The sequence below is a fragment of the Methylobacterium sp. J-078 genome, assembly GCF_022829285.1.
Classification (GTDB): Bacteria; Pseudomonadota; Alphaproteobacteria; order Rhizobiales; family Beijerinckiaceae; genus Methylobacterium.
The window spans coordinates 139,433-163,828 of record NZ_JAKSYI010000120.1 but is presented as its reverse complement, the minus strand read 5'-3'; the positions used below and the strand labels follow the sequence as shown (position 1 = coordinate 163,828).

The following is a 24,396-nucleotide window of genomic DNA, read 5'->3' as shown; positions in this document are numbered from 1 at the left end:
CGGTATCGTTCGCCGCCCCGGTCCGCCCGCGCGTCTCGCGCCCGCCGGCCTGACGCCGCCGCGCGCCCGAGCGCGCCGCGCCCGTCCCCTCCCCGCACCTCTCTGAATCCTCTGCCGGTCGCCCGCGTGCGCCCGCCATGCACGGAGTCGGCGCCCGCCCCGCGCCGTGATCGCATCCCATGCTTCTCGACCGCCTGCACGGCGCGGAGGCCTATCGGGCCGTCCTCGCATTCCTCGTCCGCCAGTGGCGGACCCGCCTCCCCCTCGTCGCCGGTGTCGTCGCGGCGATCGTCGGCTCGACGCTCGCCGACGTGTTCCTGCCCCTGTCCGCCGGCCGGCTGGTCGACGCCCTCTCGGCCGCCGACCGCGCGGCGGCGCGCGCGGATGCCCTTCTCGCCTTCGCCGCGATGGCGGGCCTCGGCCTCGTCACCCTAGGCCTGCGCCACGTGGCCTGGGCCCTGGTGGTGCCACTGACCCTCTCGACCATGCAGGCGGTGGCGCAGGCCGGCTTCCACCGGGTCCAGCGCCTCTCCACTGACTGGCACGCCAACAGCTTCGCGGGCTCCACCGTGCGCAAGGTCTCGCGCGGCATGTGGGCCCTCGAAGGGCTGAACGACACGCTGCTGCTGGAACTGCTGCCGGCCTTCACGGTGCTCCTCGGCACCATGATCCTGCTCGGCCTGCAATGGCCCGTGATGGGCCTGGTGATCGGCCTCGGCTCGCTGATCTATCTCGGCATCGTGGTGATGCTCGCCACCCGGGTCATCGCGCCGGCGGCCCAGCTCTCCAACGTCTGGGATTCCCGCCTCGGCGGCGCGCTCAGCGACGCCGTGGGCGCCAACGCCGTGGTCAAGGCCTTCGGCGCCGAGGCCCGCGAAGATGCGCGCCTCGCCCGGCTACTCGGCAAGTGGAACCGGCGCACCCACCGCACCTGGATGCGGATCACCTGGAGCATCACGGCGCAGTTCGCGCTGCTCCTGGTGCTGCGCACCGCCATCGTCGGTACCGCCCTCTGGCTCTGGTGGACGGGGGCGGCGAGCCCCGGCGACGTCGCCTACGTGCTGACCACCTACTTCGTGGTGCACGGCTACCTGCGCGACATCGGCAGCCACATCAACCGGGTCCAGCGGGGCGTCAACGAGATGGAGGAACTCGTCGCCCTCGAGGCCGAGCCCTACGGCGTCGCCGACCGGCCGGGCGCCACGGCGCTCGCCGTGACGAACGGCGACCTCCGGTTCGAGCACGTGACCTTCCACTATGCCGGGCACGAGACGCCGCTCTACCGCGACCTCTCGGTGCACATCCCGGCCGGGCAGCGGGTCGGACTCGTCGGCCGGTCGGGCTCGGGCAAGACCACCTTCGTCAAGCTGGTGCAACGCCTCTACGACGTCACCGGGGGTTGCATCCGCATCGACGGGCGCGACGTGTCCGGGGTGACGCAGGCGAGCTTGCGCGCGCACATCGCCATCGTGCCCCAGGAGCCGGTGCTGTTCCACCGGTCGCTGGCCGAGAACATCGCCTATGCGCGCCCCAGCGCCTCAGCCGAGGCGATTGCGCACGCCGCGCGCCTCGCCAACGCGCACGAGTTCATCGCGCGCCTGCCCCAGGGCTACGCCACCCTGGTGGGCGAGCGCGGCGTCAAGCTCTCGGGGGGCGAGCGCCAGCGGGTGGCGTTGGCCCGCGCCTTCCTCGCCGACGCGCCGATCCTGATCCTCGACGAGGCCACCTCCAGCCTCGATTCGGAATCGGAGGCGCTGATCCAGGAGGCGATGGAGCGGCTGATGCGCGGCCGCACGGCCATCGTCATCGCGCACCGGCTCTCCACCGTGCGGGCCCTCGACCGCATCCTCGTCTTCGACGGAGGCCGCATCGTCGAGGACGGCAGCCACGACGACCTGCTGGTCCGGCCGGAGGGGCGCTACCGCGCCCTGTTCGAGCGCCAGGCCGGCGGGGTGGTGGAGGCATGAGGCGCGCGCCGCACGTGCTCTTCGTGTGCAGCCGAAACCGGCTGCGCAGCCCGACCGCCGAGCAAGTGTTCTCGGACTGGCCGGATCTGGAGGTCGCCTCGGCCGGGACGGATGCGGCGGCCGACGAACCGGTCTCGGCGGAGTGGCTCGCCTGGGCCGATCTGATCGTGGTGATGGAGAACCGGCACCGGGCGCTGCTGCAGCGCCGCTTCCGCGCGAGCCTGAAGCACGCGCGGCTCGTCTGCCTCGACATCCCCGATGTCTATGGCTTCATGGACCCGGACCTCGTCCGGCTGCTGCGCGCCCGCGTGACGCCGCACCTGCGCTGACGTTCAGGCCGCGCCGTAGACCCGGTTCGCCCGCGCCTCGAAGGCGTCGGTGAACTTGCGGAAGGCGCGGTCGAACATCGTGCCCATGAGCATGCCGAGGGTCCGGCTCTTGAACTCGTAGGTGATGAAGAAGTCGACCGTGCAGCCGCCGCCTTCGCCCTCCTTGAACACCCAGCGGTTCTCAAGGTGGCGGAACGGGCCGTCGATGTACTCGGCGACGATGCGCAGGTTCTCGGGGTCGAGGGTGACGCGGGTGGTGAAGCGCTCGCGGATCGCCTTGTAGCCGACCCCCATCTCGGCCACGAGCACCTCCGTGCCGTCCGCCCCCGGCTGGCGCCGCAGCACCCGCAGGGATTCGCACAGCGGCAGGAAGTCGGGGTAGCGCTCCACGTCGGCCACGAGGTCGTACATCTGGCGCGGCGAGTGCCGCACCGCGCGGTTGATCCGGAATGAGGGCATCGAGACTCTAAGCGTTGGCGATGCGGGCGAGACGGGCCGCCTTCAGCTTTGCGAAATCCTCACCGGCGTGGTGGGAGGAGCGGGTCAGGGGCGTCGCCGAGACGAGGAGGAAGCCCTTGGTGTAGGCGGTGGTCTCCAGGCCCTTGAACTCGTCCGGGGGCACGAAGCGCACCACCTCGTGGTGCTTCTTGGTCGGCTGGAGATACTGGCCGATGGTCAGGAAGTCGACATCGGCCGAGCGCAGGTCGTCCATGAGCTGCACGACCTCGTTCCGCTCCTCCCCTAAGCCCACCATGATGCCCGACTTGGTGAAGATGGTCGGGTCGAGTTCCTTGACCCGCTGGAGCAGGCGCACCGAGTGGAAATAGCGCGCGCCCGGGCGGACCGTGAGGTAGTTGCCCGGCACCGTCTCCATGTTGTGGTTGAACACGTCGGGCCGGGCCGCGACCACGACTTCGAGGGCGCCGGGTTTGCGCAGGAAGTCCGGGGTCAGCACCTCGATGGTGGTGGCGGAGCTGCGCGCCCGGATCGCCCGAATGGTGCGGGCGAAGTGCTCGGCGCCGCCATCGCCGAGATCGTCGCGGTCCACCGAGGTGATGACCACGTGGTGCAGGCCGAGCTTGGCCACCGAATCCGCGACCTTGTCGGGCTCACCCGCGTCGAGGCCCTCGGGCAGCCCGGTGCGCACGTTGCAGAAGGCGCAGGCCCGCGTGCAGGTGTCGCCCATGATCATGAAGGTGGCGTGCTTCTTCTCCCAGCACTCGCCGATGTTGGGGCAGCCCGCCTCCTCGCAGACCGTGACGAGGCCGTGCTCGTGCACGATCTTGCGCGTGTCCTCCCAGCCCTTGGAGCCGGGTGCCTTCACGCGGATCCAGTCGGGCTTGCGCTGGATCGGCTTGTCGGGCCGGTGCGCCTTCTCGGGATGGCGCGGACGCTGATCGTTGCGAAGGAGGTCGAGGACGACGGCCATGACAATCCACGGGATTCGCCCGCGACAGGCCGGCGTATCCTCCGACTTAAGCCGTGACGCCCGCCACCGCAAACCCGCCGCGACGGGATGGCGCGACAGGGTCTCGCGTTCGTCAGGCGCCCTGTGATCAGTATCGGCGCCCGGCGATCGCCCGATAGATCGTGATGATGATGACGGCGCCCACCGTCGCCGAGATCAGGTTGCGCCAGAATCCGAAAACCGGGATGTGCAGCTTGTGCGCGAGATAGTTGCCGAGCAGGCCGCCGAGGATGCCCATCACGATATTGGCGATGAGCCCCATATTCGCCGCCGTGAACCGCTCGGCGAGCCATCCCGCCAGCGCCCCGATCACGATAGCCATCAGAAAGCCGACGCCGGGTTGACCCATGGCGCCGTAGACCTGTCCGTCCATCCCGCGTGTTCCCTCTCTGCGCCGCTCGACCCGTGGCCGGCCGGCGCTCAGGTGTCACCGGGCAGCGCGGGTTTCAAGCCGAGCGGTGCCCGTCGCGTCCGGGGCGGCTCCCGATCAGGTGTGGATCACCTTGCCGTACGCATCCAGCACGCTCTCGTGCATCATCTCGCTGAGCGTCGGGTGCGGGAAGACCGTGTGCATCAGGTCTTCCTCGGTGGTCTCCAGGTTCATGGCGACGACGTAGCCCTGGATCAACTCGGTGACTTCGGCACCGACCATGTGGGCGCCGAGCAACTGGCCGGTCTTGGCGTCGAAGACGGTCTTCACGAGGCCGTCCGGCTCGCCGAGCGCGATGGCCTTGCCGTTGCCCGCGAAGGGGAAGCGGCCGACCTTCACGGCAAAGCCCTGCTCCTTGGCCTTGGCCTCGGTGAGCCCCACGCTTGCGATCTGCGGCTGGCAATAGGTGCAGCCGGGGATCTTGGCCTTGTCCATGGCGTGGGTGTGCAGCCCCTTGATCGTCTCGACGCAGAGCACGCCCTCGTGCTCGGCCTTGTGGGCGAGCATCGGTGGGCCGGCGACATCGCCGATGGCGTAGATCCCCGGCACGTTGGTCCGACCCAAGCCGTCCGTGACGACGATGCCGCGCTCGATCGCGACGCCGAGTTTGTCGAGGCCGATCCCCTCGATGTTGCCGACGACGCCCACCGCCGAGATCAGTTTCTCGGCGCTGAGCTGCTGAGACTTGCCGTCGCCGGTCTCGATCGTCGCCGTGATGGCGGCGGCGGATTTCTCCACCTTCGTCACCTTGGCGCCGGTGAGGATCTTGATGCCCTGCTTCTCGAAGCGCTTGCGGGCGAGGCCGGCGATCTCCGCATCCTCGACGGGGAGGATCTGCGGCAGGAGCTCGATCACCGTCACCTCGGCGCCCATGGTGCGGTAGAACGAGGCGAACTCGATGCCGATGGCGCCCGAGCCCATGACGAGGAGCGATTTCGGCATCGTCTCCGGCACCATGGCCTCGTAGTAGGTCCAGATCTGCTTTTTGTCGGGCTCGATGCCCGGGATCGCGCGGGGGCGCGCGCCGGTGGCCACGATGATGTGCTTGACAGAATACGACCCCGCCGCCAGGGCGCCCTTCGGGGCGGGCGCGCGGGTGGTCTCCTTCACGGTGACCTGGCCCGGCTGGTTGCCCTTGGCGGCGGCCGTGATGGTAGCCTCGCCCCAGATCACGTCGACCTTGTTCTTCTTCAGCAGCATGCCGACGCCGCCGTTCAGCCGGGTCGAGACCCCGCGCGAGCGCTGGACGATGGCGGCCGTGTCGAACCCGACCTTCTCAGCCGACAGCCCGTAATCGGAGGCGTGCTGCATGTAGTGGTAGATCTCGGCCGAGCGCAGCAGCGCCTTGGTGGGGATGCAGCCCCAGTTCAGGCAGATGCCGCCGAGATGCTCGCGGTCCACCACGGCGGTCTTGAAGCCGAGCTGGGCCGCCCGGATCGCCGCCACATAGCCGCCGGGGCCGGCGCCGATGATGAGGATGTCATAGGTGTCGGCCATGTGGGCTCCTACGCCCCGGGTTCGGCGGGGCCATGGGTCGGGGATGGGATGATCGCGAGGGCGGCGCGGATCGTCTCGAGGACGCCGTCGATCCGGTGCATCACGTCAGTGTTGGTGACGCGCAGGACGCGGAAGCCTTGTCGTTCGAGGGCGATCGTGCGCGCCTCATCGTAGACGATGCGGTGATCGAGGGTATGCTGCCCGCCATCGACTTCGACGATGAGCCGCGCCGACAAGCAGCAGAAATCCGCAACGTAAAGACCTAGGGCGACCTGGCGCCGGAAGTGCGAGGCCTGGATCGGGAGGCGATGGCGGAGATGACGCCACAACCGCCGCTCCGCATCGGTCGAGGTTCGACGCAGGACCCTCGCATGCACGAGGGCGCGAGGCGAGGCTTCGGCCGATCGCGATTCTCTCCAAGGCATAGGCCGTCGCGCCTCCAACCAACCGATCCGGTTTCCGCGCCTCCCTCCCCCTTGTGGGGAGGGATCGAAGGTGGGGGTGGTTCCGCTAACCTCCGCAGGTCGAGGGTGACCCAACCACCCCCACCTCCACACCCTCCCCACAAGGGGGAGCAGGGACCGTTCTGTTTGTTGCGGACCGACTAGACCAGCATCCCCATCGGGCTCTCGATCAATCCCTTGAACGCCGAGATCAACTCGGCGCCGAGCGCCCCGTCGAGCACCCGGTGGTCGCAGGACAGCGTCGCGGTCATGACCTGTGCGACGGCGGGTGCCCCGTCCCGTACCACGACGCGCTTCTCGCCCGCACCCACCGCGAGGATCGAGGATTGCGGCGGGTTGATCACCGCCGTGAAGTGCTTGATGCCGAACATGCCGAGGTTCGAGACCGAAGTGACGCCGCCTTGGTATTCCTCGGGTTTCAGCTTCTTGGCCCGTGCGCGCGCCGCGAAGTCCTTCATCTCGTTGGAGATGGTGGAGAGCGTCTTCTGGTCAGCCCGGCGGATGACGGGCGTGAACAGGCCGCCGTCGATGGCCACCGCCACGCCGACCTCGGCGTTGTCGAAGCGCAGGATGCGGTCCTCGGCCCAGACGGCGTTCGCCGCCGGCACCCGCATCAGGGCGAGGCCCATCGCCTTGATGACGAAGTCGTTCACCGAGAGCTTGAACAGCGGCTTGCCGTCCTTGGTCGTGCCGGCGCTCTTGTTCAGCTGCTCGCGCAGGGTCATCAGCGCGTCGAGCTCGCAATCCACCGTCAGGTAGAAGTGCGGGGCCACCTGCATCGCCTCGGTGAGGCGCTTGGCGATGGTCTTGCGCATGCCGTCGAGGGGCACTTCCTCATAGGTGCCCTTGGCGTAGAAGCCCCGGACCTGGTCCGTGGTGAGGCCGCTGGCCTTTGGCGCCGCGGCCACCACCGGGGTGGCCTTCGGGGCTTCGGCGGTCTGCGCGGCCTCGGCGGGCTTCGGCGCAGCGGCCTTGCCGGTGCCGGCAGTGAGCGCTGCCCGCACGTCGCGCTCGATCACCCGGCCGCGGGGGCCGGAGCCCGTCACCGCCGCCAGGTCGACGCCCTCCTGCTTGGCGATCCGGCGAGCCAGCGGTGAGGCGAAGACGCGCTTACCCTCGGCCCCGGGGGCGGACGCGGCGCCGGCAGTCTCCGCGCCCTTGCCGCGATCGGGCTTCGCGCCGTCCGGTGCCGCGTCAACGCGGGCGTAGGACATCGTCCCGCCGCCCGGGGTTGCGTTCTCGGCATCCGCCTTCGGGGCTTCGGTCTCGGGAGCCTCGGCCTTGGGAGCTTCTGCGCCGCCCGGGGCCTGGATGCTGGCCGGGTCCTCGCCGTCCGCCGCGATGATCGCGATGAGGTCGTTCACCGGCACGTCGGCCGTGCCCTCGGCCACCAGGATCTTGGCGAGCACGCCCTCGTCGATGGCCTCGACCTCCATCGTCGCCTTGTCGGTCTCGATCTCGGCGAGCACGTCGCCGGATTTCACCGCATCCCCCTCCTTCTTGAGCCACTTGGCGAGGTTGCCCTTCTCCATCGTGGGCGACAGGGCGGGCATCAGGACGTTGATCGGCATGGGGTGAAATCCTGATCGTCAGCGGGCGAGGTCGGGGGGCGGCGGTCAGTTCAGAATCGGTGCGTCGGGATCGAGGCTCTCGGCTTCGAAGCCGGCGCTGATGCGCGCGAAGGCTTCGTCCTCAGCCATCTCCGTCTCCAGCGCGTAGACCCGCGCCGCCTGGCGGGCGAGGTCGGCCAGAAGACGGCCCCAGGTCGCTGGATCGTCGAAGGAGCGGCGCAGGGCGATGCTCACCGCGCCGTCGACGACGCTGGCGCGAAGCACCTCGATGCCGCCGTTCTCGATGGCATCCGGCGGGGCGGACAGTTCTTCGAATTTCTGGGTCATCATCTCGTCTCCGGTCTCTCCCCGGCACGGGGAGAGTTGGAGGTGAACGCGTGCGGCCCTTAGCGGTAGCAGACCGCCTTCACCGCCTCGATGACTTCGGCGACGTTGGGCAGCGCCAGCTTCTCGAGGTTGGCCGCGTAGGGCATCGGCACGTCCTTGCCGGTGACGCGCAGGACGGGGGCGTCGAGGTAGTCGAAGGCGTCGACCATCAGCCGGGCCGAGATCTCGGCGCCGATGCCCGATTGCGGGAAGCCCTCTTCGACGGTGACGCAACGGCCCGTCTTCTTCACCGATTCCACCACCGTGTCGGTGTCCATCGGACGCAGGGTGCGCAGGTCGATCACCTCCGCCTCGATGCCCTCCTCGGCCAGCGCCTGCGCCGCCTTGAGGGCGTAGGTCATGCCGATCGAGAACGACACGATGGTCACGTCCTTGCCGGTACGGTGGATGCGCGCCTTGCCGATGGGCAGCACGAAATCGTCGAGCTTCGGCACCGGGAAGCTCTGGCCGTAGAGGATCTCGTTCTCGAGGAAGATGACCGGGTTCGGATCGCGGATCGCCGCCTTCAGGAGGCCCTTGGCGTCCGAGGCCGTGTAGGGCGCGATGACCTTGAGGCCGGGCACGTTGGAGTACCAGGCCGAATAGTCGTGGCTGTGCTGGGCGCCGACGCGGGCGGCGGCACCGTTGGGGCCGCGGAACACGATGGGGCAGCCAAGCTGGCCGCCGGACATGTAGAGGGTTTTCGCCGCCGAGTTGATGATGTGGTCGATCGCCTGCATGGCGAAGTTGAAGGTCATGAACTCGACGATCGGGCGCAGGCCCGTGAAAGCCGCGCCGACGCCGATGCCGGCAAATCCGTGCTCGGTGATTGGGGTGTCGACCACGCGCCGCGCCCCGAATTCCTGCAGCAGCCCCTGCGTGATCTTGTAGGCGCCCTGGTACTCGGCGACCTCCTCGCCCATCACAAAGACGTCGTCGCTCCGGCGCATCTCCTCGGCCATGGCGTCGCGCAGGGCCTCGCGGACGGTCGTGATGACCATCTCGGTGCCCTCCGGGAACTCCTCCATCACCGGCGCGGGCGCCTTGTTGGTGATGGTGGCGGGCGCCGCCGGGGCCTTCGGCGCGTCGTCGCCGGTCTTGGCGCTCGGGGCGGGCTTCTCCGCCTGGCCTTCGGCCTGCATGTCGGGCGCCGGGGCGGGCTGGGCTGACGCCTCGGGCTTCGGGGTGCCGCCGCCGGCGGAGGCCGCCGAGACGTCCTCGCCCTCGGCCGCGATGATGGCGATCGGCGTGTTGACCTTCACGCCCTCGGTGCCTTCCTCGACCAGGATCTTGGCGAGCACGCCCTCGTCGATGGCCTCGACCTCCATGGTCGCCTTGTCGGTCTCGATCTCGGCGAGAACGTCCCCGGATTTGACCGGATCACCCGCCTTCTTCAGCCACTTCGAGAGCTTGCCCTCCTCCATGGTCGGAGAGAGGGCGGGCATCAGGATGTCGGTCGCCATGAAAAACTCGTCGATCGAGGATGAGGCGGTCAGCCCGTCGGAGGCAGGGGCGCGGCCCCATCCCCCGGTCTCCGGCGCGTGATGGGGCTCAGGCCCGGGCTTCCAGCAGGATGTCGGTCCACAGCTCGGCCGGATCCGGCTCGGGATCGTGCGTGGCGAACTCGGCGGATTCGTTCACGGTCTCGCGCACCCGGGCGTCGGTGGCCTTGAGCTCGGCTTCCGCCACGCCGTGCATCTCGATCAGGCGCTTGCGCACCATCTCGATGGGGTCGTGCTCCTCGCGCATCTTCGAGACCTCGTCCTTGGTCCGGTACTTGGCCGGGTCCGACATCGAGTGGCCGCGATAGCGGTAGGTCTGCATCTCGAGGATGTAGGGGCCTTGGCCGGACCGGGCGTGCTCGATCGCCCGGGTCGCGGCCTCGCGCACGGTGCGGACATCCATGCCGTCCACCTGCTCGCCGGGGATGCCGAACGAGATGCCGCGCTTGGAAAAGTCGGTCTGGGCCGAGGCGCGGGCGACCGAGGTGCCCATGGCGTAGCGGTTGTTCTCGATCACGTAGACCACGGGCAGCTTCCAGAGCTGCGCCATGTTGAAGCTCTCGTAGACCTGGCCCTGGTTGGCCGCGCCATCGCCCATGTAGGTCAGGCTGACGTTGCCGTTCTTCCGGTAGGCGTCGGCGAAGGCGAGCCCGGTGCCGAGGGAAACCTGGGCGCCGACGATGCCGTGGCCGCCGAAGAACTGCTTCTCGCGGCTGAACATGTGCATCGAGCCGCCCTTGCCCCGGCTGTAGCCGCCGCGCCGGCCGGTGAGCTCGGCCATCACGCCCTTGGGGTCCATGCCGCAGGCCAGCATGTGGCCGTGGTCGCGGTAGCCGGTGATGACCTGATCGCCCTCGACCGAGGCCATCTGCATGCCGATCACGACGGCTTCCTGGCCGATGTAGAGGTGGCAGAAGCCGCCGATCAAGCCCATGCCGTAGAGCTGGCCGGCCTTCTCCTCGAAGCGCCGGATCAGCAGCATCTCGTGGTAGGCGTGAAGGTCTTCATCACGGGTGAACTGCGGCGCGTTCGGGGCCGGCGCGTGGGTCTCGGCCGCGCCCCCGGACTTCGCCCCCGCGGAGCGCTTGGCTCCCGCCCGGCTTGTGTCGGAGGCGGCTTGGCCTGCATCCTTCGCGGCATCCATCGGCAACTCCCCGGGACCATCTGTTCACCCGGGGTTCTAGGGCACGCCTCCGGGGAAAGCGAGGCCGCCGGCCCGACAGAACGGGGAAGTTGTCAGTTGCGAAGCCCCTGCGTCGGCGATGAGTTTTGCCCTGCGGGCGGCCTCAGGGGTCGATGATCACGACGTCGTTTGCGTGGACGCGGCCGAGCATGACGCGGGCGCGCTCCTCCAGGAGGTCGCGGTCGATCTGGTCGCTGCGCAGGAGCGCGACGCGGTGCTCCCAGATCGCCCGGTCGGCCTTGGCCGCCGTGAGTTCCTGGTTGAGGGCCCGCGCCTGGATCTTGAGGGCGCGCTTAGCCTCGAGGCCGCGGTTGCCGCTCTCGGCCTGATGCACGAAGTAGCCCACGACGAGGCCCGACACGGCGTAGAGGCCGAGGGGCATCAGGACAGCACGGACGCGACGACGGACCACCATGCCGGCAGGATGCGCGCGCAGGGTTAAGGAAGTGCTGACGCCGAGGGGAGAGACCGCCATGTGTGATGAACCCGGCCGATGATGCGCTTCGACCTCGTCGATCTTTCGCTGTTCCGGCACGTGGTGGAGGCGGGCTCGATCACCCACGGCGCGGGGCGCGCTAACCTCGCGCTGGCCGCCGCCTCCGTGCGCATCCGCGCCATGGAAGAGACCCTCGGGGCGGCACTCCTCACGCGCGGGCGCCAGGGCGTGGTGCCGACGCCGGCGGGCCGCTCGCTCCTCGCCCATGCGCGCGGTCTCCTCGAACGCATCGACCGCATGCAGGAGGATCTGGCCGCGTTCTCGGGCGGCACGGTGGGGCAGATCCGCCTCGTCTCGAACACCAACGCGCTCACCGAATTCCTGCCCGAGGTCCTGAGCGCCTTCCTGGCGCGCCAGACCGGCGTCAGCGTCGACATCGAGGAGCGGACCTCGGACGAGATCGTCGGGCTGGTCGCCGAGGGCTCGGCCGATCTCGGCATCGTCGCCGGCACCGTCGATACCGGCGCTCTGGAGACCTATCCGTTCCGGCAGGACCGCTTCGTCATGGTGGCGGCGGTCGGGCACCCCCTGGCGGAGCGGACCTGCGTGGCCTTCGCGGAGGTGATCGAGCACCCGCTGGTCGGCCTCGACCGGACCAGCGCCCTGACCCGCTTCCTCGCCGACAAGGCCGCGCGCACGGGCCGCCCGCCCATGCGGCTGCGGGTGCAGCTGCGCAGCTTCGACGCCATCTGCCGGCTGGTGGCCTGCGACGTCGGCCTCGGCATCGTGCCCGAGACCACGGCGGCCCGGGCGGCCCGCACCATGCCGCTGGCCATCGTGCCCCTGGAGGATGCCTGGGCCCTGCGCGATCTCACCATCTGCGTGCGCGACCTCGACGCCCTGCCCCGCTTCACGCGGGATTTCGTGGCCCAACTCCGAGGCTGATCCGGCTTTCGCGCGCCGGGGGGCTCCCATCCGGGGCCGCGCTTGGGTACAACCCGGCTCGGGCGCCGTTCCGGTGCGCGCCGAACGGGGGAGTTCGCCGGCCAGATGCAGGATTCGACATCCTCCGCGCCCGATACGGCCCTCGTCGATCCCGACGTCCACGTGGAGAGCTTCCGGCAGGCCCGCGAGGCACGCCGCCTCGAACTCGTGGAAGACTACGTCGAGTTGATCGCCGACCTGATCGGCGACGGCGGCGAGGCCCGTCAGGTCGACATCGCGGCCCGGCTCGGGGTCGCCCAGCCCACGGTTGCCAAGATGCTCAAGCGCCTGGCCGAGGACGGCCTCGTGCAGCAGCGGCCCTACCGGGGCGTGTTCCTCACCGAGGCGGGCCAGGCCCTGGCCGTGCAGAGCCGCGAGCGTCACCGCATCGTCGAGCAGTTCCTGTGCGCCCTCGGCGTCAGGCCCGAGATCGCCCGCCGCGATGCCGAGGGCATCGAGCACCATGTCAGTGCCGAGACGTTGGAAGCGTTCCGGCTCTTCACCGAGCGGATGGGCTGAGGCGCGGAGCCTCTTCAGGTCGATGCGGCGAGCGCGGTCTCCGTATGCTCGGGCATCGGTTCCCCGTCCGGCACCACGTCGACCTCGACCTTGAGCTTCTGCGGGCCTGAGGCGGAGACGATGCCGTCGATGGGCGAGACGTCGGTGTAGTCGCGTCCCCGCGCCACGACGATGTGGTCGTCACACATGCCGATGCCGTTGGTGGGGTCGAGGCCGATCCAGCCCTCCCCGCACCAGACCGAGACCCAGGCGTGGCTGGCATCGGCCCCGCGCAGGCGCGGCCGCCCCGCCGGAGGAATCGTGCGCAGGTAGCCGCTCACGTAGGCCGCCGGCAGTCCGAGGCCGCGGAGCCCCGCGATCATGATGTGGGTGAAGTCCTGGCAGACGCCGGCCCGCAGGGCGAAGGCCTCGGCCAGCGGCGTGTGGACGGTGGTGGCCTTGGAATCGAAGGTGAAATCGGCGCGGATGCGGCGCATCAGATCGACGGCCCCGCCATAGGCGCTGCGGCCGGGGGGAAAGCTCGCCCGGGCGTAGTCCGTCACCGCCGGCACCAGGGGTACGCGCACGCTGGGGAACTGGAAATGTACCGGCCGGTCGGGGTCGAGCCCCCGCCCGGTTACCGCCCGGTCGCGCACCATCTCCCAGGCCGGACCGGATTCGGGCGCGGGCAGCGGATCGCGCTCCACGCGGACCCGCGAGAGGGCCTCGACCCGCAACTCGGTATGAGGCGCGTCGATCGTCACCGAGACCACGTCGAGGCCGAAATAGTCGCGCCGGACCACGCGCAGACTCGGATCGGGGCTGATGGTCAGGGCGCTCTCCAGCACCGTCTGGCCCTCGCCGTCGCGGGGCCGCAGGCGCAGGGCGCAGCGCGCGAAGCGCACGGGCCGCGTGTAGCGGTAGGTGGTGAGGTGGCGCAGCGTGTAGATCACGCGAGTCCCACGAGCTTTTCCGGGCGCAGGGCGTGCGGTCCGTTGGGAAAGTAGCGGGTCGCGATGGCGTCGGCGAGGCGTTCCACCTCGTTCTCCAGGCGTGTCAGGGCCGCACCGTCGAACTCCGCCGCCTCGCCGGTGGCGAACTCCGCCGCGAGCCGGGAGGCGAGGCGCTGGTGCGGCTCGGGGAGGCCGTCGGCCCGCAGCACCGGCAACTGGCTCAGATGCTGGGCGATCGCCTCCACCTGAAAGGCCACCGAGCGCGGGTTGAACGGATCGAGCAGCACCATGTCGCGCACGGGATCGAGGGCGACGCCCTGGAGGTAGCGCGCGCCGAAGGAGACGTGGGCGTCGCAGAGCGACAGCATCACGCCGAGATCCTCCGCCGTGGCGCCGTCGCCGACGAAGCGCGTCGCGAAGCTGAGAGTGTTGATCGCCCGCTCAATGCGCCGGCCGAGATCGACGAAGTGCCAGCCGGCCGTGCGGTTCATGTTCTCCTGCGCGAGGCCGGACAGGGCCGCGATGTGGCTCAGGGCCCGCTCCGCCAGGCCGAGCAGCTGAGCCTCGGGCAGGGCCTGGGTCGCGTCGATCTCGAGGAGATCCCGGAGGTCGGCAAGCGCCCGCCACGCCTCGCCCGAGAGGCGCTCACGCAGGGTGGCGGCGTTGGCCCGGGCCGACAGGCTGTGGCGCAGGGCCGAGCCGTAGGCGTCGCGCCCGCTCAGCGCCTGCTGCGCCAGGGTGGCGGTGGGCAGGTCGGGCGCCTCGATGGCCCCCCACTCGTCGAGGAGCGCGCGGATGCGAAGCGCCGTCGGCGCCTTGGCGTCGCCCGCCATGTCGGCGATCACGGCCGAGCCGACGCTGCCGAGATGCGCGACGACGAGACGGATCACCGCCTCCGCCCGCTCCACGTAGCGCCCAAACCAGAACAGGTTGTCGGCGGCCCGGGACGGCAGGTGCCCGGCGATGCGGCGCACCCGGGCCGAGCCGGGCTGGATCAGCGAGACCGCCTCGACGGGATCGCGCGACAGGATCCAGACATCGGCCGACTTGATGCCGGCCCGCATCTCCAGAGGTTCGACGTCGGGCCGCTCCGAGATGCGGCAGAACCCGCCCGGCATGACGCGCCAGCCCTCGGGCGTGGCCGCCGCGAAGACCCGCAGCACGAAGGGGCGCGGCACCAGTCGTAAGGCGCCGCCCGTCCGGTCCCAGGCCGGCATGGTGGCCAGCGGCATGGTTTCCTGGGCGACGTAGTCGAAGGGCCGGTCGCGCAGGGCGGCGAGGAGCCGGTCCCGCTCGGCATCGAGGGCGTGGGGCGCCAGGATCGCGTCCCGGACGGCGCCCTTCGGCGGCGTCGCCACCGGGCGCAGGCTCAAGGCGCCGAGGTTGTCGCGGACCTCCGCCAGGGCGTCCGGATCGCCGCACCACCAGGTCTTCGGGCCGGCGAGGCGAAGGTCCCGCTCGAGGAGGTGCCGGGCGATGTTCGGCAGATAGGCGGCCAGCGCACCGGATTCGAGGATGCCCGAGCCCGGCATGTTGCCGACGACGAGGCTGCCGTTGCGCAGGGCCTCCACGAGGCCGGGCACGCCGAGGCGCGAGGCCGGGTTGAGTTCGAGGGGGTCGATGTAGTCGGAATCGATGCGCCGCCAGAGCACGTCCGCCCGCTTGAGACCCGACACCGTGCGGATGTGCAGGGCTCCGTCCTGCATCACGAGGTCGTCGCCCTCCACCAGGAGCAGGCCGAGGTAGCGCGCGAGCGCGGCCTGCTCCACGTAGGTCGAGCTGAACACCCCGGAGGTGAGCAGGCAGATGCGCGGGTCGCTGCGCTCGGCCCCCACGGCGAGGCCATCGCGAAAGGCCTGGAAGAAGGCCGCGAGGCGTTCCACCTGCAGGTCGGCGTGCAGGTCCGGGAAGGCGCGGGTGAGGACGAGGCGGTTCTCCAGGGCGTAGCCGGGCCCGGAGGGGGATTGGGTGCGGTCGGCCAGTACCCGCCAGCGCCCGTCGGGGCCGCGGGTGACGTCGGCGGCGTAGAGCTTGAGGAAGCGTCCGCCGGGCGGCGTGACCCCGACGAGGGGGCGCATGAATTCGGGGCTGCCCGCCACGGCGGCGGCCGGCAGCAGCCCCTGCGCCACGAGGTGCCCGTCGCCGTAGATGTCGGCGAGGATGGATTCCATCAGTCCGGCGCGCTCGACGATGCCGGCGCTCAGGGTCTCCCAGTCGTCCTGCTCGATGACGAGGGGCAGCGACCCCAGCGGCCAGGCATGTTCGCGCTTGTCGCCGTAGATCCGGTAGGAGATGCCGGTGTCGCGGATGCGCCGCACCGCCGAGACGAAGCGGGCGCCGATCTCCAGTTCGTCGAGGTCGCCGAGGCGGTCGAGGAAGCGCGGCCACGCACCCTTGGGCCGGCCGTCCGCATCCATGAACTCGTCCGGCACCCCTGCCTGCGGCCGGTAGGCGGAGGTCCAGCGCGCGAGGCGCTCGGCCCGTCCCTGAACCTCCCCTGCGGCCGCTTCGGTCATGGCGCGGTCGCGCCCGGGGGCGTGTAGCCCGGGGGCACGGGTGTGCGCAGGTCGAGGGTCATCGGGAACTCCCGGTTCAACTCTTCCACCGGCATCGCGACCGGGCCGGCGGTGTGGCCGTGCGGCTGGAAGCGGGCGAGGCGCCGCCCCTCCGCTTCGTAGGTGTTGACCGGGAAGGTCTCGTAGTTGCGCCCGCCCGGATGGCTGACGTGGTAGCGGCAGCCGCCCAGCGACCGGCCGCTCCAGGCGTCCAGGATGTCGATGGTCAGCGGCGAGTGCGCGGGAATCGTCGGGTGCAGCGAGGAGGCCGGCTGCCAGGCCTTGAAGCGCAGGCCCGCCACCGCCTCGCCCGAGGTTCCGGTGCCGGTCATGGGCAGGCGCCGGCCGTTGCAGGAAATGATGTGTCGGCCGGGCACGTAGCCCTCGACCTTCACTTGCAGCCGCTCCACAGACGAATCCACGTAGCGCACGGTTCCCCCGATCGCGCCCTCCTCGCCCAGCACGTGCCAGGGCTCGAGGGCTTGGCGGAGTTCGAGCTTCACGCCGCCCTGCTCCACCGTCCCGAAGACGGGGAAGCGGAACTCGCGCTGCGCCACGAAGGCCGCCGGGTCGAAGTCGTAGCCGGCCCCCCGGAGGTCTTCCAGCACGCCGAGGAAATCGGCCCACAGGAAGTGCGGCAGCATGAAGCGATCGTGCAGGCCCGTGCCCCAGCGGACACAGCCGCCCTCCTGCGGTTCGCGCCAGAGCCAGGCGACGATGGCGCGCAGCAGGAGTTGCTGCGCGAGGCTCATGCGCGGGTCCGGCGGCATCTCGAACGAGCGGAACTCGAGGAGTCCGAGGCGGCCCGTGGGGCCGTCCGGCGAGTAGAGCTTGTCGATGCAGATCTCGGAGCGGTGGGTGTTGCCCGTCACGTCCACGAGGATGTTGCGGAAGATGCGGTCCACGAGCCAGCGCGGGATGTTGGGCGCGTCGGGCCGGGGCACCTGCGCCATCGCGATCTCGAGTTCGTAGAGACCGTCGTGGCGCGCCTCGTCCATGCGCGGGGCCTGGCTCGTCGGGCCGATATAGAGACCGGCGAACAGGTAGGACATCGCCGGGTGGCGCTGCCAGTACAGCACGAGGCTCTTGAGGAGATCGGGCCGGCGCAGGAACGGCGAATCGTTCGGCGTGGCGCCGCCCAGAACCACGTGGTTGCCGCCCCCGGTCCCGGTGTGGCGCCCGTCGGTCATGAATTTCTGCGCGCCGAGGCGGGTCTGGCGGGCATCCTCGTAGAGGTCCGTGGTGATCCGCACGGCCTCCCGCCAGGACGGGGCCGGGTGCACGTTGACCTCGATCACGCCGGGATCGGGCGTGACTTTGATGACGCTGAGGCGCGGGTCGAAGGGCGGCTCGTAGCCCTCGATGTGCAGGGTCTGCTTCAGCTCGGCGGCCGCCGCCTCCAGGTGGCTCAAGAGTTCGAGGTACTCGTCCACCCGCTGCAGCGGCGGCATGAAGACGTGCAGGATGCCGTTGCGCGGCTCCACCGCGAAGGCCGTGCGCACGGCGACGCCGGTGACGCCCGAGCCGTTGACGGTCTCCGTGCCGGGATGGCCCTCGGGCAGGGCCGGCCGCTCCTCCAGGGTGTCCTGGGGCTGGTAGTAGGGGTAGTGCTCCGGCGGGACGTAGGGCAGCGAGGACAGGGGCAGGCGGTAGCCCACCGGCGAGTCGCCGGGCGTGAGGAAGGCGTGGCCGCGCCGGAATTCCCAGGGCTCGGAGATCCAGACCCGCTCGGCATCGCCGTCCTTACCGGTGGGCAGGCTCGCCAGCGGTAGCGCGTAGCCGGCGGCCTCGCCCAGGCCCCGCTCGAACACCCGCGCCATCCGGGCATTGGCCTCGGGGTTCGGGTAGTGCGGCTCGGCGGTGGTGACGTTGACGGGCAGGTCGTCGCGCTTCTCGGTCCAGTAGACCGGGTCCTCGAAGGCCGGGAACACGTAGGCGCCGAGGCCAAGGCGCTTGGCGACGCCGTCGATGAGGTCCTTGGCCTTGTGGATGGTGGCGTTGCGCGGGCCATCCTCCGGCGCGATCAGGTCGGAATCCTTCCAGACCGGCACCCCGTCCCGGCGCCAGTACAGGGCGAAGGCCCAGCGCGGCAGGCTCTCGCCCGGATACCACTTGCCCTGGCCGTAATGCAGCATGCCGCCCGGCGCGAACCGGGTGCGCAGGCGCCGGATGAGCTTGTCGGCGAGGCCCCGCTTGGTCGGGCCCACGGCGGCTGCGTTCCATTCGGCCGATTCGAAATCGTCGACGGAGACGAAGGTCGGCTCGCCGCCCATGGTCAGGCGAACGTCCTGTGCCGCGAGATCCGCATCGATGCGCTCGCCGAGCGCGTCCATCGCCGCCCAGACCTCCTCGGAGAACGGCTTGGTGATGCGGGGCGCTTCCGCCACGCGGGTCACCGACATCTCGAAGCCGAACGTGACCTCGGCCGGCTCGGCGAGACCCGCGATCGGCGCGGCGGAGGCGTAGTGCGGGGTCGCGGCCAGTGGAATGTGGCCCTCGCCGCAGAGGAGGCCGGAGGTGGCGTCGAGGCCGATCCAGCCGGCGCCGGGGAGGTAGACCTCGGCCCAGGCGTGCAGGTCGGTGAAGTCCGTGCTGGTGCCGGCGGGGCCGTCCACCGCGGTGGTGTCTGGGATGAGCTGGATCAGGTAGCCCGAGACGAAGCGGGCGGCCATGCCGAGCCGGCGCAGGATCTGCACCATGAGCCAGGCCGAGTCGCGGCAGGAGCCGCTCTTCAGCGTCAGGGTCTCGGCCGCACTCTGGACGCCGGGCTCCATGCGCACGCCGTAGGTGATCTCCCCCGCCACCTGGGCGTTGAGCGCCACCAGGAACAGCACGGTGTTCGTCTCGGCCGGCAGCCGCTCCAGGAAGGCGTCGACTTCCGGCGACATGGCGTCGTCGAGGACGAGGTAGGGCTTCAGCTCGGCGGTGAGGTCGTCCGCGTAGGAAAAGCCCCGGGTCTGGGCATACTCCTCCACGAAGAAGTCGAACGGGTTGATCACCGACATGTCGGCGATGAGATCGACCTCGATCTTCAGTTCGGATGTCTTCTCGGGAAACACCAGCCGGGCCAGCCAGTTACCGTTCGGGTCCTGCTGCCAGTTGATGAAGTGATTCTCGGGCAGCACCTTCAGCGAGTAGGCCGGCACGGCGGTGCGCGTGTGCGGCGCCGGGCGCAGCCGGATCACCTGCGGGCCGAGGGAAATCGGCCGGTCGTAGGTGTAGTGCGTGACGTGGTGCAGGGCGGCTTTGATCGACACGGGGGCTCCCGCTGTATCTGGACAGGGCGCCGGGCGCGGCGGACGCGCATCGGCGGCGGAGGGACGGGGCACCGCCCTGCGGTGTCCCGGAGGAAGCTTCGCTATGACATACGCGAACACGGACCCATGTGCGATGGCCTTCGCGAGGCGGCGTCGACGAGGGCGCGCCCGGCCGGTGGGCTTGCAAGTTTCGTGCATCGGGCGTTCGATGCACGCCGGGCGAGCGGCGTCCGGAACTTCGCGTGTTGCGCATGCTTTGCCACCGGCAAGCGCGCCGATCCGCTATGACGGTTCCTTCACGGGCAGCGTGCGACGCTGGATGTGACAGGCGAGGCGTCCCGCGACGGGTTCATGAAGATCTTCCAGTGCCAGGCCTGTGACCAGCCGATTAGCTTCGAGAGCACGCATTGCGAGAGCTGTCAGCGGCGGCTCGGCTACGTCTGCGACATCCACGAGATGTCGGCCCTGGAGCCCGTGGGCCAGGTCTGGCACGCCTATGCCAACCCGGCACGGCGCTACCGCTTCTGCGCCAATGCCCATTACGACGCCTGCAACTGGCTGGTGCCGGAGGATTCCCCGAACCGCTACTGCGTCACCTGCCGGCACAACCACGTGGTGCCGGACCTCTCGATCGCCTGGAACCTGACGCGCTGGCGCCAGATCGAGGCGGCCAAGCACCGCCTGTTCTACTCGCTCCTGCGCCTCGACCTGCCGCTGATGACCCGGGACGAGAACCCGGCCACGGGCCTCGCCTTCGATTTCCTGGTCGATCCGTCCGAGAGCTACCAGATCGGCCCGCCGGTGCTGACGGGTCACCGCAGCGGCCTCATCACCCTGAACATCGCCGAGGCCGACGACGTCGAGCGCGAGCGCCGGCGGATGCTGTTCGGCGAGTATTACCGCACCCTGCTGGGCCACTTCCGGCACGAGATCGGGCACTATTTCTGGAACGTTCTGGTGCGCTTCGACCAGAGCCTCTGGACCTTCCGCTCGCTGTTCGGTGACGAGCGGCTGAACTATTCGGGCGCGCTCCAGCGCCACTACGCGCAAGGAGCGCCGGCGGACTGGGAGGAGAGCTACGTCAGCGCCTACGCCACGGCACACCCGTGGGAGGATTTTGCCGAGACCTGGGCGCAGTACCTCCACATCGTCGATACCCTGGAGACCGCCAGCACCTTCGAGATGCATGTGCGCCCGCGCCTGCGCCACGGCCCGGCCGAGCCGGTGGTGATCGACTTCGATCCCTACCGGACCACCGATTTCAGCAAGATCGTCGAGGCGTGGCTGCCCCTGACCTACGCGGTCAATTCGCTCAGCCGCAGCATGGGCCAGCCGGCCCTGTTCCCGTTCAAGCTGACGCCGGCGGTGATCGCCAAGCTCTCCTTCGTGCACGAGCGCATCGAGACCGTGCGTTCCATGGGCAGCAGCGATTCCGACGCCGACATCCTGAAGGCGGTGATCACGGGCCTGCGCCAGAAGGTGGCCGCGCCCAACGCCTGACGGATCAGGGCGTGTCCAGGGGCCGGGGCCGACCCTCGTCGTCGATGGACACGAAGGTGAAGGTCGCCTCCGTCACCTTCTCGCGCAGCTGGGTGCGGAAGCGCCGGGCCCAGGCCTCGACCTCGATCTTCATCGACGTGCGCCCGACCTTATCGATCCGCGTATAGACGCAGAGCACGTCGCCGACGCGCACCGGCCGGATGAAGGTCATCGCGTTCACAGCGACGGTGACCGCCCTGCCCTGCGCCCGCTCCACGGCCGCGATGCCGCCGGCTTGGTCCATCTGCGACATGACCCAGCCGCCGAAGATGTCACCGTTGGCGTTGGTGTCGGCCGGCATCGCGATGGTACGCACCGTCAAGTCGCCCCGGGGAAGCGGCACTCCGTCCGTCTCCGTCATGATCTCATTCGTCTCCGCGCGCCGGCTTCGGGCCGGCCCCACCATAGGACGAAGACGGCTGGGCCGCCCATCCGTGATCGGGGTGGATCAGGGCAGCGCGCCGGCCCATTTCAGGCCACCGGCGAGGATGACGGCGAAGGCCGACATCAGGACCTCAAGGGGTAGCGACTTCCAGTACGCGCAGGCTGGGGCGCGCCGTTCGGCGATGGCGTTCATGGACATTCCTCCGGAGCGGCCCGATCTGACGCGGGCCGTCTCGCGTTCGGCAACTTATCGCATGGTCTCCCGGCTTCCCAGCCGCAATTGCGAAATTTAGTTCCGTTGCACAGCCTGCCCGAAACGATGCGGCCCGGCCCCCGCGGGAGCGGGAACCGGGCCGGGACGACGCGAAGGTGCCGTTTGGACGTCCTATTGGACGCTATGGCTTAGTAGTAGAAGCGACGCGGGCCGTAGAAGCGACGACCGTAATAGGGACGCGGGCCGTAGAAGCGGCGCGGGCCGTAGTAGCGACGGCCGTAGAAGGGACGCGGGCCATAGAAACGGCGCGGGCCGTAGAAGCGGCGGCGGTAGCCGTAATACTGCACATTTTGCACGGCGGCCGGGGCTGCCTCGCTCTGAAGGGCGAGGGCGGGGCCGATCGGGGCGGCCGAAGCGCCCTGGGGTGCCATCGCGGCGAAGCCTAAGGCCAGCAGCGCGGCCAGCACGAGTTTCCTCAGCACGTTCTCAACTCCTTGAAATCTGTCGAGTTCGATATCCGTGCCCGCGCGAAATCCGTTCGCAACTCGAACCCGGTCGCAGCAAACGCACGAGCGGCCGAAAGCGTTGCGGGCGCATCGTGCGGCTTGGATGGAATGGTCAACGAAGCCCTGCGCCTCAATCCCGGGGCGCTCTGACATTCGGCGAGCGACAGGCCGCCATGCGGCCGCGCCGGCAGACCTCGCGGGCTCATGCGATCACGGTCCGCTCTCCGTCCGCTTCAGGCTATCCTGAGGGTCATGTCAACGATTCCTGCTTCGGCGCTGCCCTTCACCAGGGCGATGCCGTGCTCGCAATCCTCGCGGCGGACGTAGGCTTCGGCGGAATCCGCGACAACGTTGCCGTTCTGGGTCCGTAGGCGCCAGCGCCAGCCGCCGGCCGAATCCCGGTACAGTTCAAACCGCATCGCGCGCCTCCCGTGAGGCCGGACGCAGGGGCCCGGCCCCATTGAGATGGCCTTCGGGCTCGACTTGGCAATGGCCGTCGCGCCAGCGAGCGCGCGCACGAAAAACGCCGCCCCGGAAAGCCGGGGCGGCGTGATTTCAGGTCAGATGGTGGTCGAGTTCAGGAGCGCGGGCCGCGATCCAGCCAACCGATGGCGCGGCCTTCGCCGCCACCCTGCGGACGCGGGGCCCGGGGGCGCTCGCCACGGGGCTCGGAGCGATGCTCGGCCGGAGCAGCGGCCTGGCGGCGCTCGCCGCGCGGCTCACCCCGGTTCTCCTGCGGACGGGATGCCCCGTCGGCACGGGCCGGGCGTCCGGCGCCGCCGCGGTTCTCACCGCCGCGACCCTCGAACCCGCGGCCCTGGCCGGGCCGGCCGCCGGGGCGGCTGCTCGGACGCTGGCCCTGGCGCTGGCCGGGACGCTGGCCGTTCGGTGCGGGACGGCGCTCCTCGGCCTGGGCGTTGTCCGCCGCCTCCTGGCGGGAGGGCGGGCTGAAGCCCTCGGGGAAGCCCGAAACGGGGATCTTCTGGCGCGTGGTGCGCTCGATGTCCCGCAGGTAGGCCTTCTCCTCGTCGTTGCAGAACGAGATCGCGAGCCCGTTCGCCCCGGCGCGCGCGGTGCGGCCGATGCGGTGGACGTAGCTCTCCGGCACGTTCGGCAGGTCGTAGTTGATGACGTGGCTCACAGCCTCGACGTCGATGCCCCGCGCCGCGATGTCGGTGGCGACCAGCACGCGGCAGGAGCCGTCCTTGAAGGCGGCCAGCGCCCGCTCGCGCTGCGGCTGGGACTTGTTGCCGTGGATGGCGGAGGCGTTGATCGAGACCTTCTCCAGGCCGCGCACCACGCGGTCGGCGCCGTGCTTGGTGCGGGTGAAGACGAGGACGCGCTCGATCGCCGGATCGCGCAGGATGTGGTTCAGAAGGGCCTGCTTCGCGCCGGTATGGGCGAAGATTACCTCCTGGGTCACGCGCTCGGCCGTCGTGGCGACTGGGGTCACGGCGACCTGCACGGGATCGCGCAGATACTGGTCGGCGAGGCTGGCGATGTTCTTCGGCATGGTGGCCGAGAAGAACAGGCTCTGGCGCTCCTTCGGCAGCATCTTCACGATGCGCTTGAGCGCGTGGATGAAGCCGAGGTCGAGCATCTGGTCGGCCTCGTCGAGGACGAGGATCTCGACGGCCTCGAGGGTCAGCGAGCGGCGCTCGATGAGGTCCATGAGGCGGCCGGGGGTCGCGACCAGAATGTCGACGCCGTTGGCCAGCGCCTTCTCCTGACGGGAGATGGTGACGCCGCCGAACACCACGGTGTTGGTGAACGACAGGTATTTCCCGTAGTCGGAGAAGTTCTCGGCGATCTGGTTGGCGAGTTCGCGGGTCGGCGAGAGCACGAGCACGCGGCAGCCGCGGCGGATCGGCCGGCGCGGGGTCTCGGCCAAGCGGTGCAGGATCGGCAGCGCGAAGGCCGCAGTCTTGCCGGTGCCCGTCTGGGCGATGCCGCAGAGGTCGCGGCCCTGCATGGCGGGGGCGATAGCCTGCGCCTGGATCGGGGTCGGGCTCTTGTAGCCGGCCTCTTCCAGCGCCCGCAGCACGGGCTGGGCGAGACCGAAATCGGTGAATTGGGTCAAGGAATAACTTTCAGGCAGCGGGACCGTGCCGGACGACCTCGTGGAGAGGCGCGTCATCGAAGATGATGGTCGGTCCGTTGAGCTGGAGCCGCCCGCGTGCGGGGGCAGTCCGGGTGCATGCACGTTGAAGAGAGGGGCTCAGGTCGCTCGGGGCCCGCTGATGCGATCCGGCGATCCGTCACGCAGCCCTCTCAAGCGGAACCATGACGGCCG

23 protein-coding genes are annotated in these 24,396 nt (G+C 70.0%); 5 read left to right on the top strand and 18 right to left on the bottom strand.

Annotated elements, in window-relative coordinates; all coding sequences use genetic code 11:
* Positions 1 to 179: 179 nt before the first annotated feature.
* Positions 180 to 1,967, top strand: a complete 1,788-nt coding sequence (locus tag MKK58_RS21330; RefSeq protein WP_243914593.1) for an ABC transporter ATP-binding protein — start codon at positions 180 to 182, stop codon at positions 1,965 to 1,967.
* Positions 1,964 to 2,296, top strand: coding sequence for a low molecular weight protein tyrosine phosphatase family protein (locus tag MKK58_RS21325; protein ID WP_243914592.1), 333 nt, complete (start codon positions 1,964 to 1,966; stop codon positions 2,294 to 2,296). The genes MKK58_RS21330 and MKK58_RS21325 overlap by 4 nt, the downstream gene beginning before the upstream one ends.
* Positions 2,297 to 2,299: 3 nt before the next feature.
* Here the strand turns inward: MKK58_RS21325 and MKK58_RS21320 are convergent, their stop codons facing one another.
* The 10 genes from MKK58_RS21320 to MKK58_RS21275 form a co-directional block, all read right to left on the bottom strand.
* Positions 2,300 to 2,755, bottom strand: coding sequence for a type II toxin-antitoxin system RatA family toxin (locus tag MKK58_RS21320; RefSeq protein ID WP_243914587.1), 456 nt, complete (start codon positions 2,753 to 2,755; stop codon positions 2,300 to 2,302).
* A gap of 7 nt (positions 2,756 to 2,762) precedes the next feature.
* Complete coding sequence (gene lipA / locus MKK58_RS21315; protein WP_243914585.1) at positions 2,763 to 3,725, bottom strand: lipoyl synthase; 963 nt, start codon at positions 3,723 to 3,725, stop codon at positions 2,763 to 2,765.
* A 127-nt stretch (positions 3,726 to 3,852) separates the two neighbouring features.
* Positions 3,853 to 4,137, bottom strand: coding sequence for a GlsB/YeaQ/YmgE family stress response membrane protein (locus MKK58_RS21310; RefSeq protein WP_243914574.1), 285 nt, complete (start codon positions 4,135 to 4,137; stop codon positions 3,853 to 3,855).
* A gap of 114 nt (positions 4,138 to 4,251) precedes the next feature.
* On the bottom strand, positions 4,252 to 5,691 hold the full coding sequence (gene lpdA / locus MKK58_RS21305) for a dihydrolipoyl dehydrogenase (protein ID WP_243914572.1): 1,440 nt from the start codon (positions 5,689 to 5,691) through the stop codon (positions 4,252 to 4,254).
* A gap of 8 nt (positions 5,692 to 5,699) precedes the next feature.
* Entirely contained in the window at positions 5,700 to 6,116 is a 417-nt protein-coding gene (locus tag MKK58_RS21300) for an endonuclease domain-containing protein (protein ID WP_243914817.1), read from the bottom strand.
* Between the two features lie 179 nt (positions 6,117 to 6,295).
* Positions 6,296 to 7,726 (bottom strand): pyruvate dehydrogenase complex dihydrolipoamide acetyltransferase, encoded by a 1,431-nt coding sequence (locus tag MKK58_RS21295; RefSeq protein ID WP_243914571.1) that lies wholly within the window; start codon positions 7,724 to 7,726, stop codon positions 6,296 to 6,298.
* A gap of 45 nt (positions 7,727 to 7,771) precedes the next feature.
* Positions 7,772 to 8,053 (bottom strand): DUF5076 domain-containing protein, encoded by a 282-nt coding sequence (locus tag MKK58_RS21290; protein ID WP_243914569.1) that lies wholly within the window; start codon positions 8,051 to 8,053, stop codon positions 7,772 to 7,774.
* Between the two features lie 59 nt (positions 8,054 to 8,112).
* Complete coding sequence (locus MKK58_RS21285) at positions 8,113 to 9,555, bottom strand: pyruvate dehydrogenase complex E1 component subunit beta (protein WP_243914566.1); 1,443 nt, start codon at positions 9,553 to 9,555, stop codon at positions 8,113 to 8,115.
* An 88-nt stretch (positions 9,556 to 9,643) separates the two neighbouring features.
* Positions 9,644 to 10,738 carry a pyruvate dehydrogenase (acetyl-transferring) E1 component subunit alpha gene (gene pdhA, locus MKK58_RS21280; protein WP_243914565.1) on the bottom strand — a complete coding sequence of 365 codons (1,095 nt, stop codon included), beginning with the start codon at positions 10,736 to 10,738 and terminating at the stop codon, positions 9,644 to 9,646.
* Between the two features lie 142 nt (positions 10,739 to 10,880).
* Positions 10,881 to 11,192 (bottom strand): FtsB family cell division protein, encoded by a 312-nt coding sequence (locus tag MKK58_RS21275; protein WP_243914816.1) that lies wholly within the window; start codon positions 11,190 to 11,192, stop codon positions 10,881 to 10,883.
* Between the two features lie 78 nt (positions 11,193 to 11,270).
* Here MKK58_RS21275 and MKK58_RS21270 point away from each other — a divergent pair, with 78 nt between their 5' ends.
* Entirely contained in the window at positions 11,271 to 12,158 is an 888-nt protein-coding gene (locus tag MKK58_RS21270; RefSeq protein ID WP_243914564.1) for a LysR substrate-binding domain-containing protein, read from the top strand.
* A gap of 105 nt (positions 12,159 to 12,263) precedes the next feature.
* Positions 12,264 to 12,716, top strand: coding sequence for a manganese-binding transcriptional regulator MntR (gene mntR / locus MKK58_RS21265; protein WP_238280835.1), 453 nt, complete (start codon positions 12,264 to 12,266; stop codon positions 12,714 to 12,716).
* A gap of 14 nt (positions 12,717 to 12,730) precedes the next feature.
* On the opposite strand, the gene MKK58_RS21260 is transcribed toward mntR, so the two are convergent.
* The 3 genes from MKK58_RS21260 to MKK58_RS21250 are packed head-to-tail and all read right to left on the bottom strand — an operon-like array spanning position 12,731 to position 19,460.
* The gene (locus tag MKK58_RS21260) at positions 12,731 to 13,648 is read right to left on the bottom strand and encodes a transglutaminase family protein (RefSeq protein WP_243914563.1); all 918 of its coding nucleotides are present in this window, start codon (positions 13,646 to 13,648) and stop codon (positions 12,731 to 12,733) included.
* Positions 13,645 to 16,164, bottom strand: a complete 2,520-nt coding sequence (locus tag MKK58_RS21255) for a circularly permuted type 2 ATP-grasp protein (protein ID WP_243914562.1) — start codon at positions 16,162 to 16,164, stop codon at positions 13,645 to 13,647. Before MKK58_RS21255 ends, MKK58_RS21260 begins: the two co-directional genes overlap by 4 nt.
* On the bottom strand, positions 16,161 to 19,460 hold the full coding sequence (locus MKK58_RS21250; protein WP_243914561.1) for a DUF2126 domain-containing protein: 3,300 nt from the start codon (positions 19,458 to 19,460) through the stop codon (positions 16,161 to 16,163). The genes MKK58_RS21255 and MKK58_RS21250 overlap by 4 nt, the downstream gene beginning before the upstream one ends.
* Positions 19,461 to 19,811: 351 nt before the next feature.
* Here MKK58_RS21250 and MKK58_RS21245 point away from each other — a divergent pair, with 351 nt between their 5' ends.
* The gene (locus MKK58_RS21245) at positions 19,812 to 20,960 is read left to right on the top strand and encodes a putative zinc-binding metallopeptidase (RefSeq protein WP_243914559.1); all 1,149 of its coding nucleotides are present in this window, start codon (positions 19,812 to 19,814) and stop codon (positions 20,958 to 20,960) included.
* 4 nt (positions 20,961 to 20,964) lie between these two features.
* On the opposite strand, the gene MKK58_RS21240 is transcribed toward MKK58_RS21245, so the two are convergent.
* The 5 genes from MKK58_RS21240 to MKK58_RS21225 form a co-directional block, all read right to left on the bottom strand.
* Positions 20,965 to 21,360 carry an acyl-CoA thioesterase gene (locus tag MKK58_RS21240; protein ID WP_243914558.1) on the bottom strand — a complete coding sequence of 132 codons (396 nt, stop codon included), beginning with the start codon at positions 21,358 to 21,360 and terminating at the stop codon, positions 20,965 to 20,967.
* A gap of 87 nt (positions 21,361 to 21,447) precedes the next feature.
* Entirely contained in the window at positions 21,448 to 21,576 is a 129-nt protein-coding gene (locus MKK58_RS26895) for a hypothetical protein (protein WP_279578490.1), read from the bottom strand.
* Between the two features lie 209 nt (positions 21,577 to 21,785).
* Entirely contained in the window at positions 21,786 to 22,079 is a 294-nt protein-coding gene (locus MKK58_RS21235) for a hypothetical protein (RefSeq protein ID WP_243914557.1), read from the bottom strand.
* A gap of 257 nt (positions 22,080 to 22,336) precedes the next feature.
* The gene (locus MKK58_RS21230; RefSeq protein WP_243914556.1) at positions 22,337 to 22,522 is read right to left on the bottom strand and encodes a YegP family protein; all 186 of its coding nucleotides are present in this window, start codon (positions 22,520 to 22,522) and stop codon (positions 22,337 to 22,339) included.
* A gap of 158 nt (positions 22,523 to 22,680) precedes the next feature.
* Complete coding sequence (locus MKK58_RS21225) at positions 22,681 to 24,183, bottom strand: DEAD/DEAH box helicase (protein WP_243914555.1); 1,503 nt, start codon at positions 24,181 to 24,183, stop codon at positions 22,681 to 22,683.
* Positions 24,184 to 24,396: the final 213 nt, after the last annotated feature.

What these genes read in the sequence shown, in the direction of transcription:
- MKK58_RS21275 (WP_243914816.1), bottom strand. Translation starts at nt 11,192, where the DNA reads ATGGTGGTCCGTCGTCGCGTCCGTGCTGTCCTGATGCCCCTCGGCCTC.
- pdhA (WP_243914565.1), bottom strand. Translation starts at nt 10,738, where the DNA reads ATGGATGCCGCGAAGGATGCAGGCCAAGCCGCCTCCGACACAAGCCGG.
- MKK58_RS21320 (WP_243914587.1), bottom strand. Translation starts at nt 2,755, where the DNA reads ATGCCCTCATTCCGGATCAACCGCGCGGTGCGGCACTCGCCGCGCCAG.
- MKK58_RS21270 (WP_243914564.1), top strand. Translation starts at nt 11,271, where the DNA reads ATGATGCGCTTCGACCTCGTCGATCTTTCGCTGTTCCGGCACGTGGTG.
- MKK58_RS21230 (WP_243914556.1), bottom strand. Translation starts at nt 22,522, where the DNA reads ATGCGGTTTGAACTGTACCGGGATTCGGCCGGCGGCTGGCGCTGGCGC.
- MKK58_RS21295 (WP_243914571.1), bottom strand. Translation starts at nt 7,726, where the DNA reads ATGCCGATCAACGTCCTGATGCCCGCCCTGTCGCCCACGATGGAGAAG.
- MKK58_RS26895 (WP_279578490.1), bottom strand. Translation starts at nt 21,576, where the DNA reads ATGAACGCCATCGCCGAACGGCGCGCCCCAGCCTGCGCGTACTGGAAG.
- MKK58_RS21285 (WP_243914566.1), bottom strand. Translation starts at nt 9,555, where the DNA reads ATGGCGACCGACATCCTGATGCCCGCCCTCTCTCCGACCATGGAGGAG.
- MKK58_RS21310 (WP_243914574.1), bottom strand. Translation starts at nt 4,137, where the DNA reads ATGGACGGACAGGTCTACGGCGCCATGGGTCAACCCGGCGTCGGCTTT.
- MKK58_RS21325 (WP_243914592.1), top strand. Translation starts at nt 1,964, where the DNA reads ATGAGGCGCGCGCCGCACGTGCTCTTCGTGTGCAGCCGAAACCGGCTG.
- MKK58_RS21300 (WP_243914817.1), bottom strand. Translation starts at nt 6,116, where the DNA reads ATGCCTTGGAGAGAATCGCGATCGGCCGAAGCCTCGCCTCGCGCCCTC.
- MKK58_RS21290 (WP_243914569.1), bottom strand. Translation starts at nt 8,053, where the DNA reads ATGACCCAGAAATTCGAAGAACTGTCCGCCCCGCCGGATGCCATCGAG.
- MKK58_RS21255 (WP_243914562.1), bottom strand. Translation starts at nt 16,164, where the DNA reads ATGACCGAAGCGGCCGCAGGGGAGGTTCAGGGACGGGCCGAGCGCCTC.
- MKK58_RS21245 (WP_243914559.1), top strand. Translation starts at nt 19,812, where the DNA reads ATGAAGATCTTCCAGTGCCAGGCCTGTGACCAGCCGATTAGCTTCGAG.
- lipA (WP_243914585.1), bottom strand. Translation starts at nt 3,725, where the DNA reads ATGGCCGTCGTCCTCGACCTCCTTCGCAACGATCAGCGTCCGCGCCAT.
- MKK58_RS21240 (WP_243914558.1), bottom strand. Translation starts at nt 21,360, where the DNA reads ATGACGGAGACGGACGGAGTGCCGCTTCCCCGGGGCGACTTGACGGTG.
- MKK58_RS21330 (WP_243914593.1), top strand. Translation starts at nt 180, where the DNA reads ATGCTTCTCGACCGCCTGCACGGCGCGGAGGCCTATCGGGCCGTCCTC.
- mntR (WP_238280835.1), top strand. Translation starts at nt 12,264, where the DNA reads ATGCAGGATTCGACATCCTCCGCGCCCGATACGGCCCTCGTCGATCCC.
- lpdA (WP_243914572.1), bottom strand. Translation starts at nt 5,691, where the DNA reads ATGGCCGACACCTATGACATCCTCATCATCGGCGCCGGCCCCGGCGGC.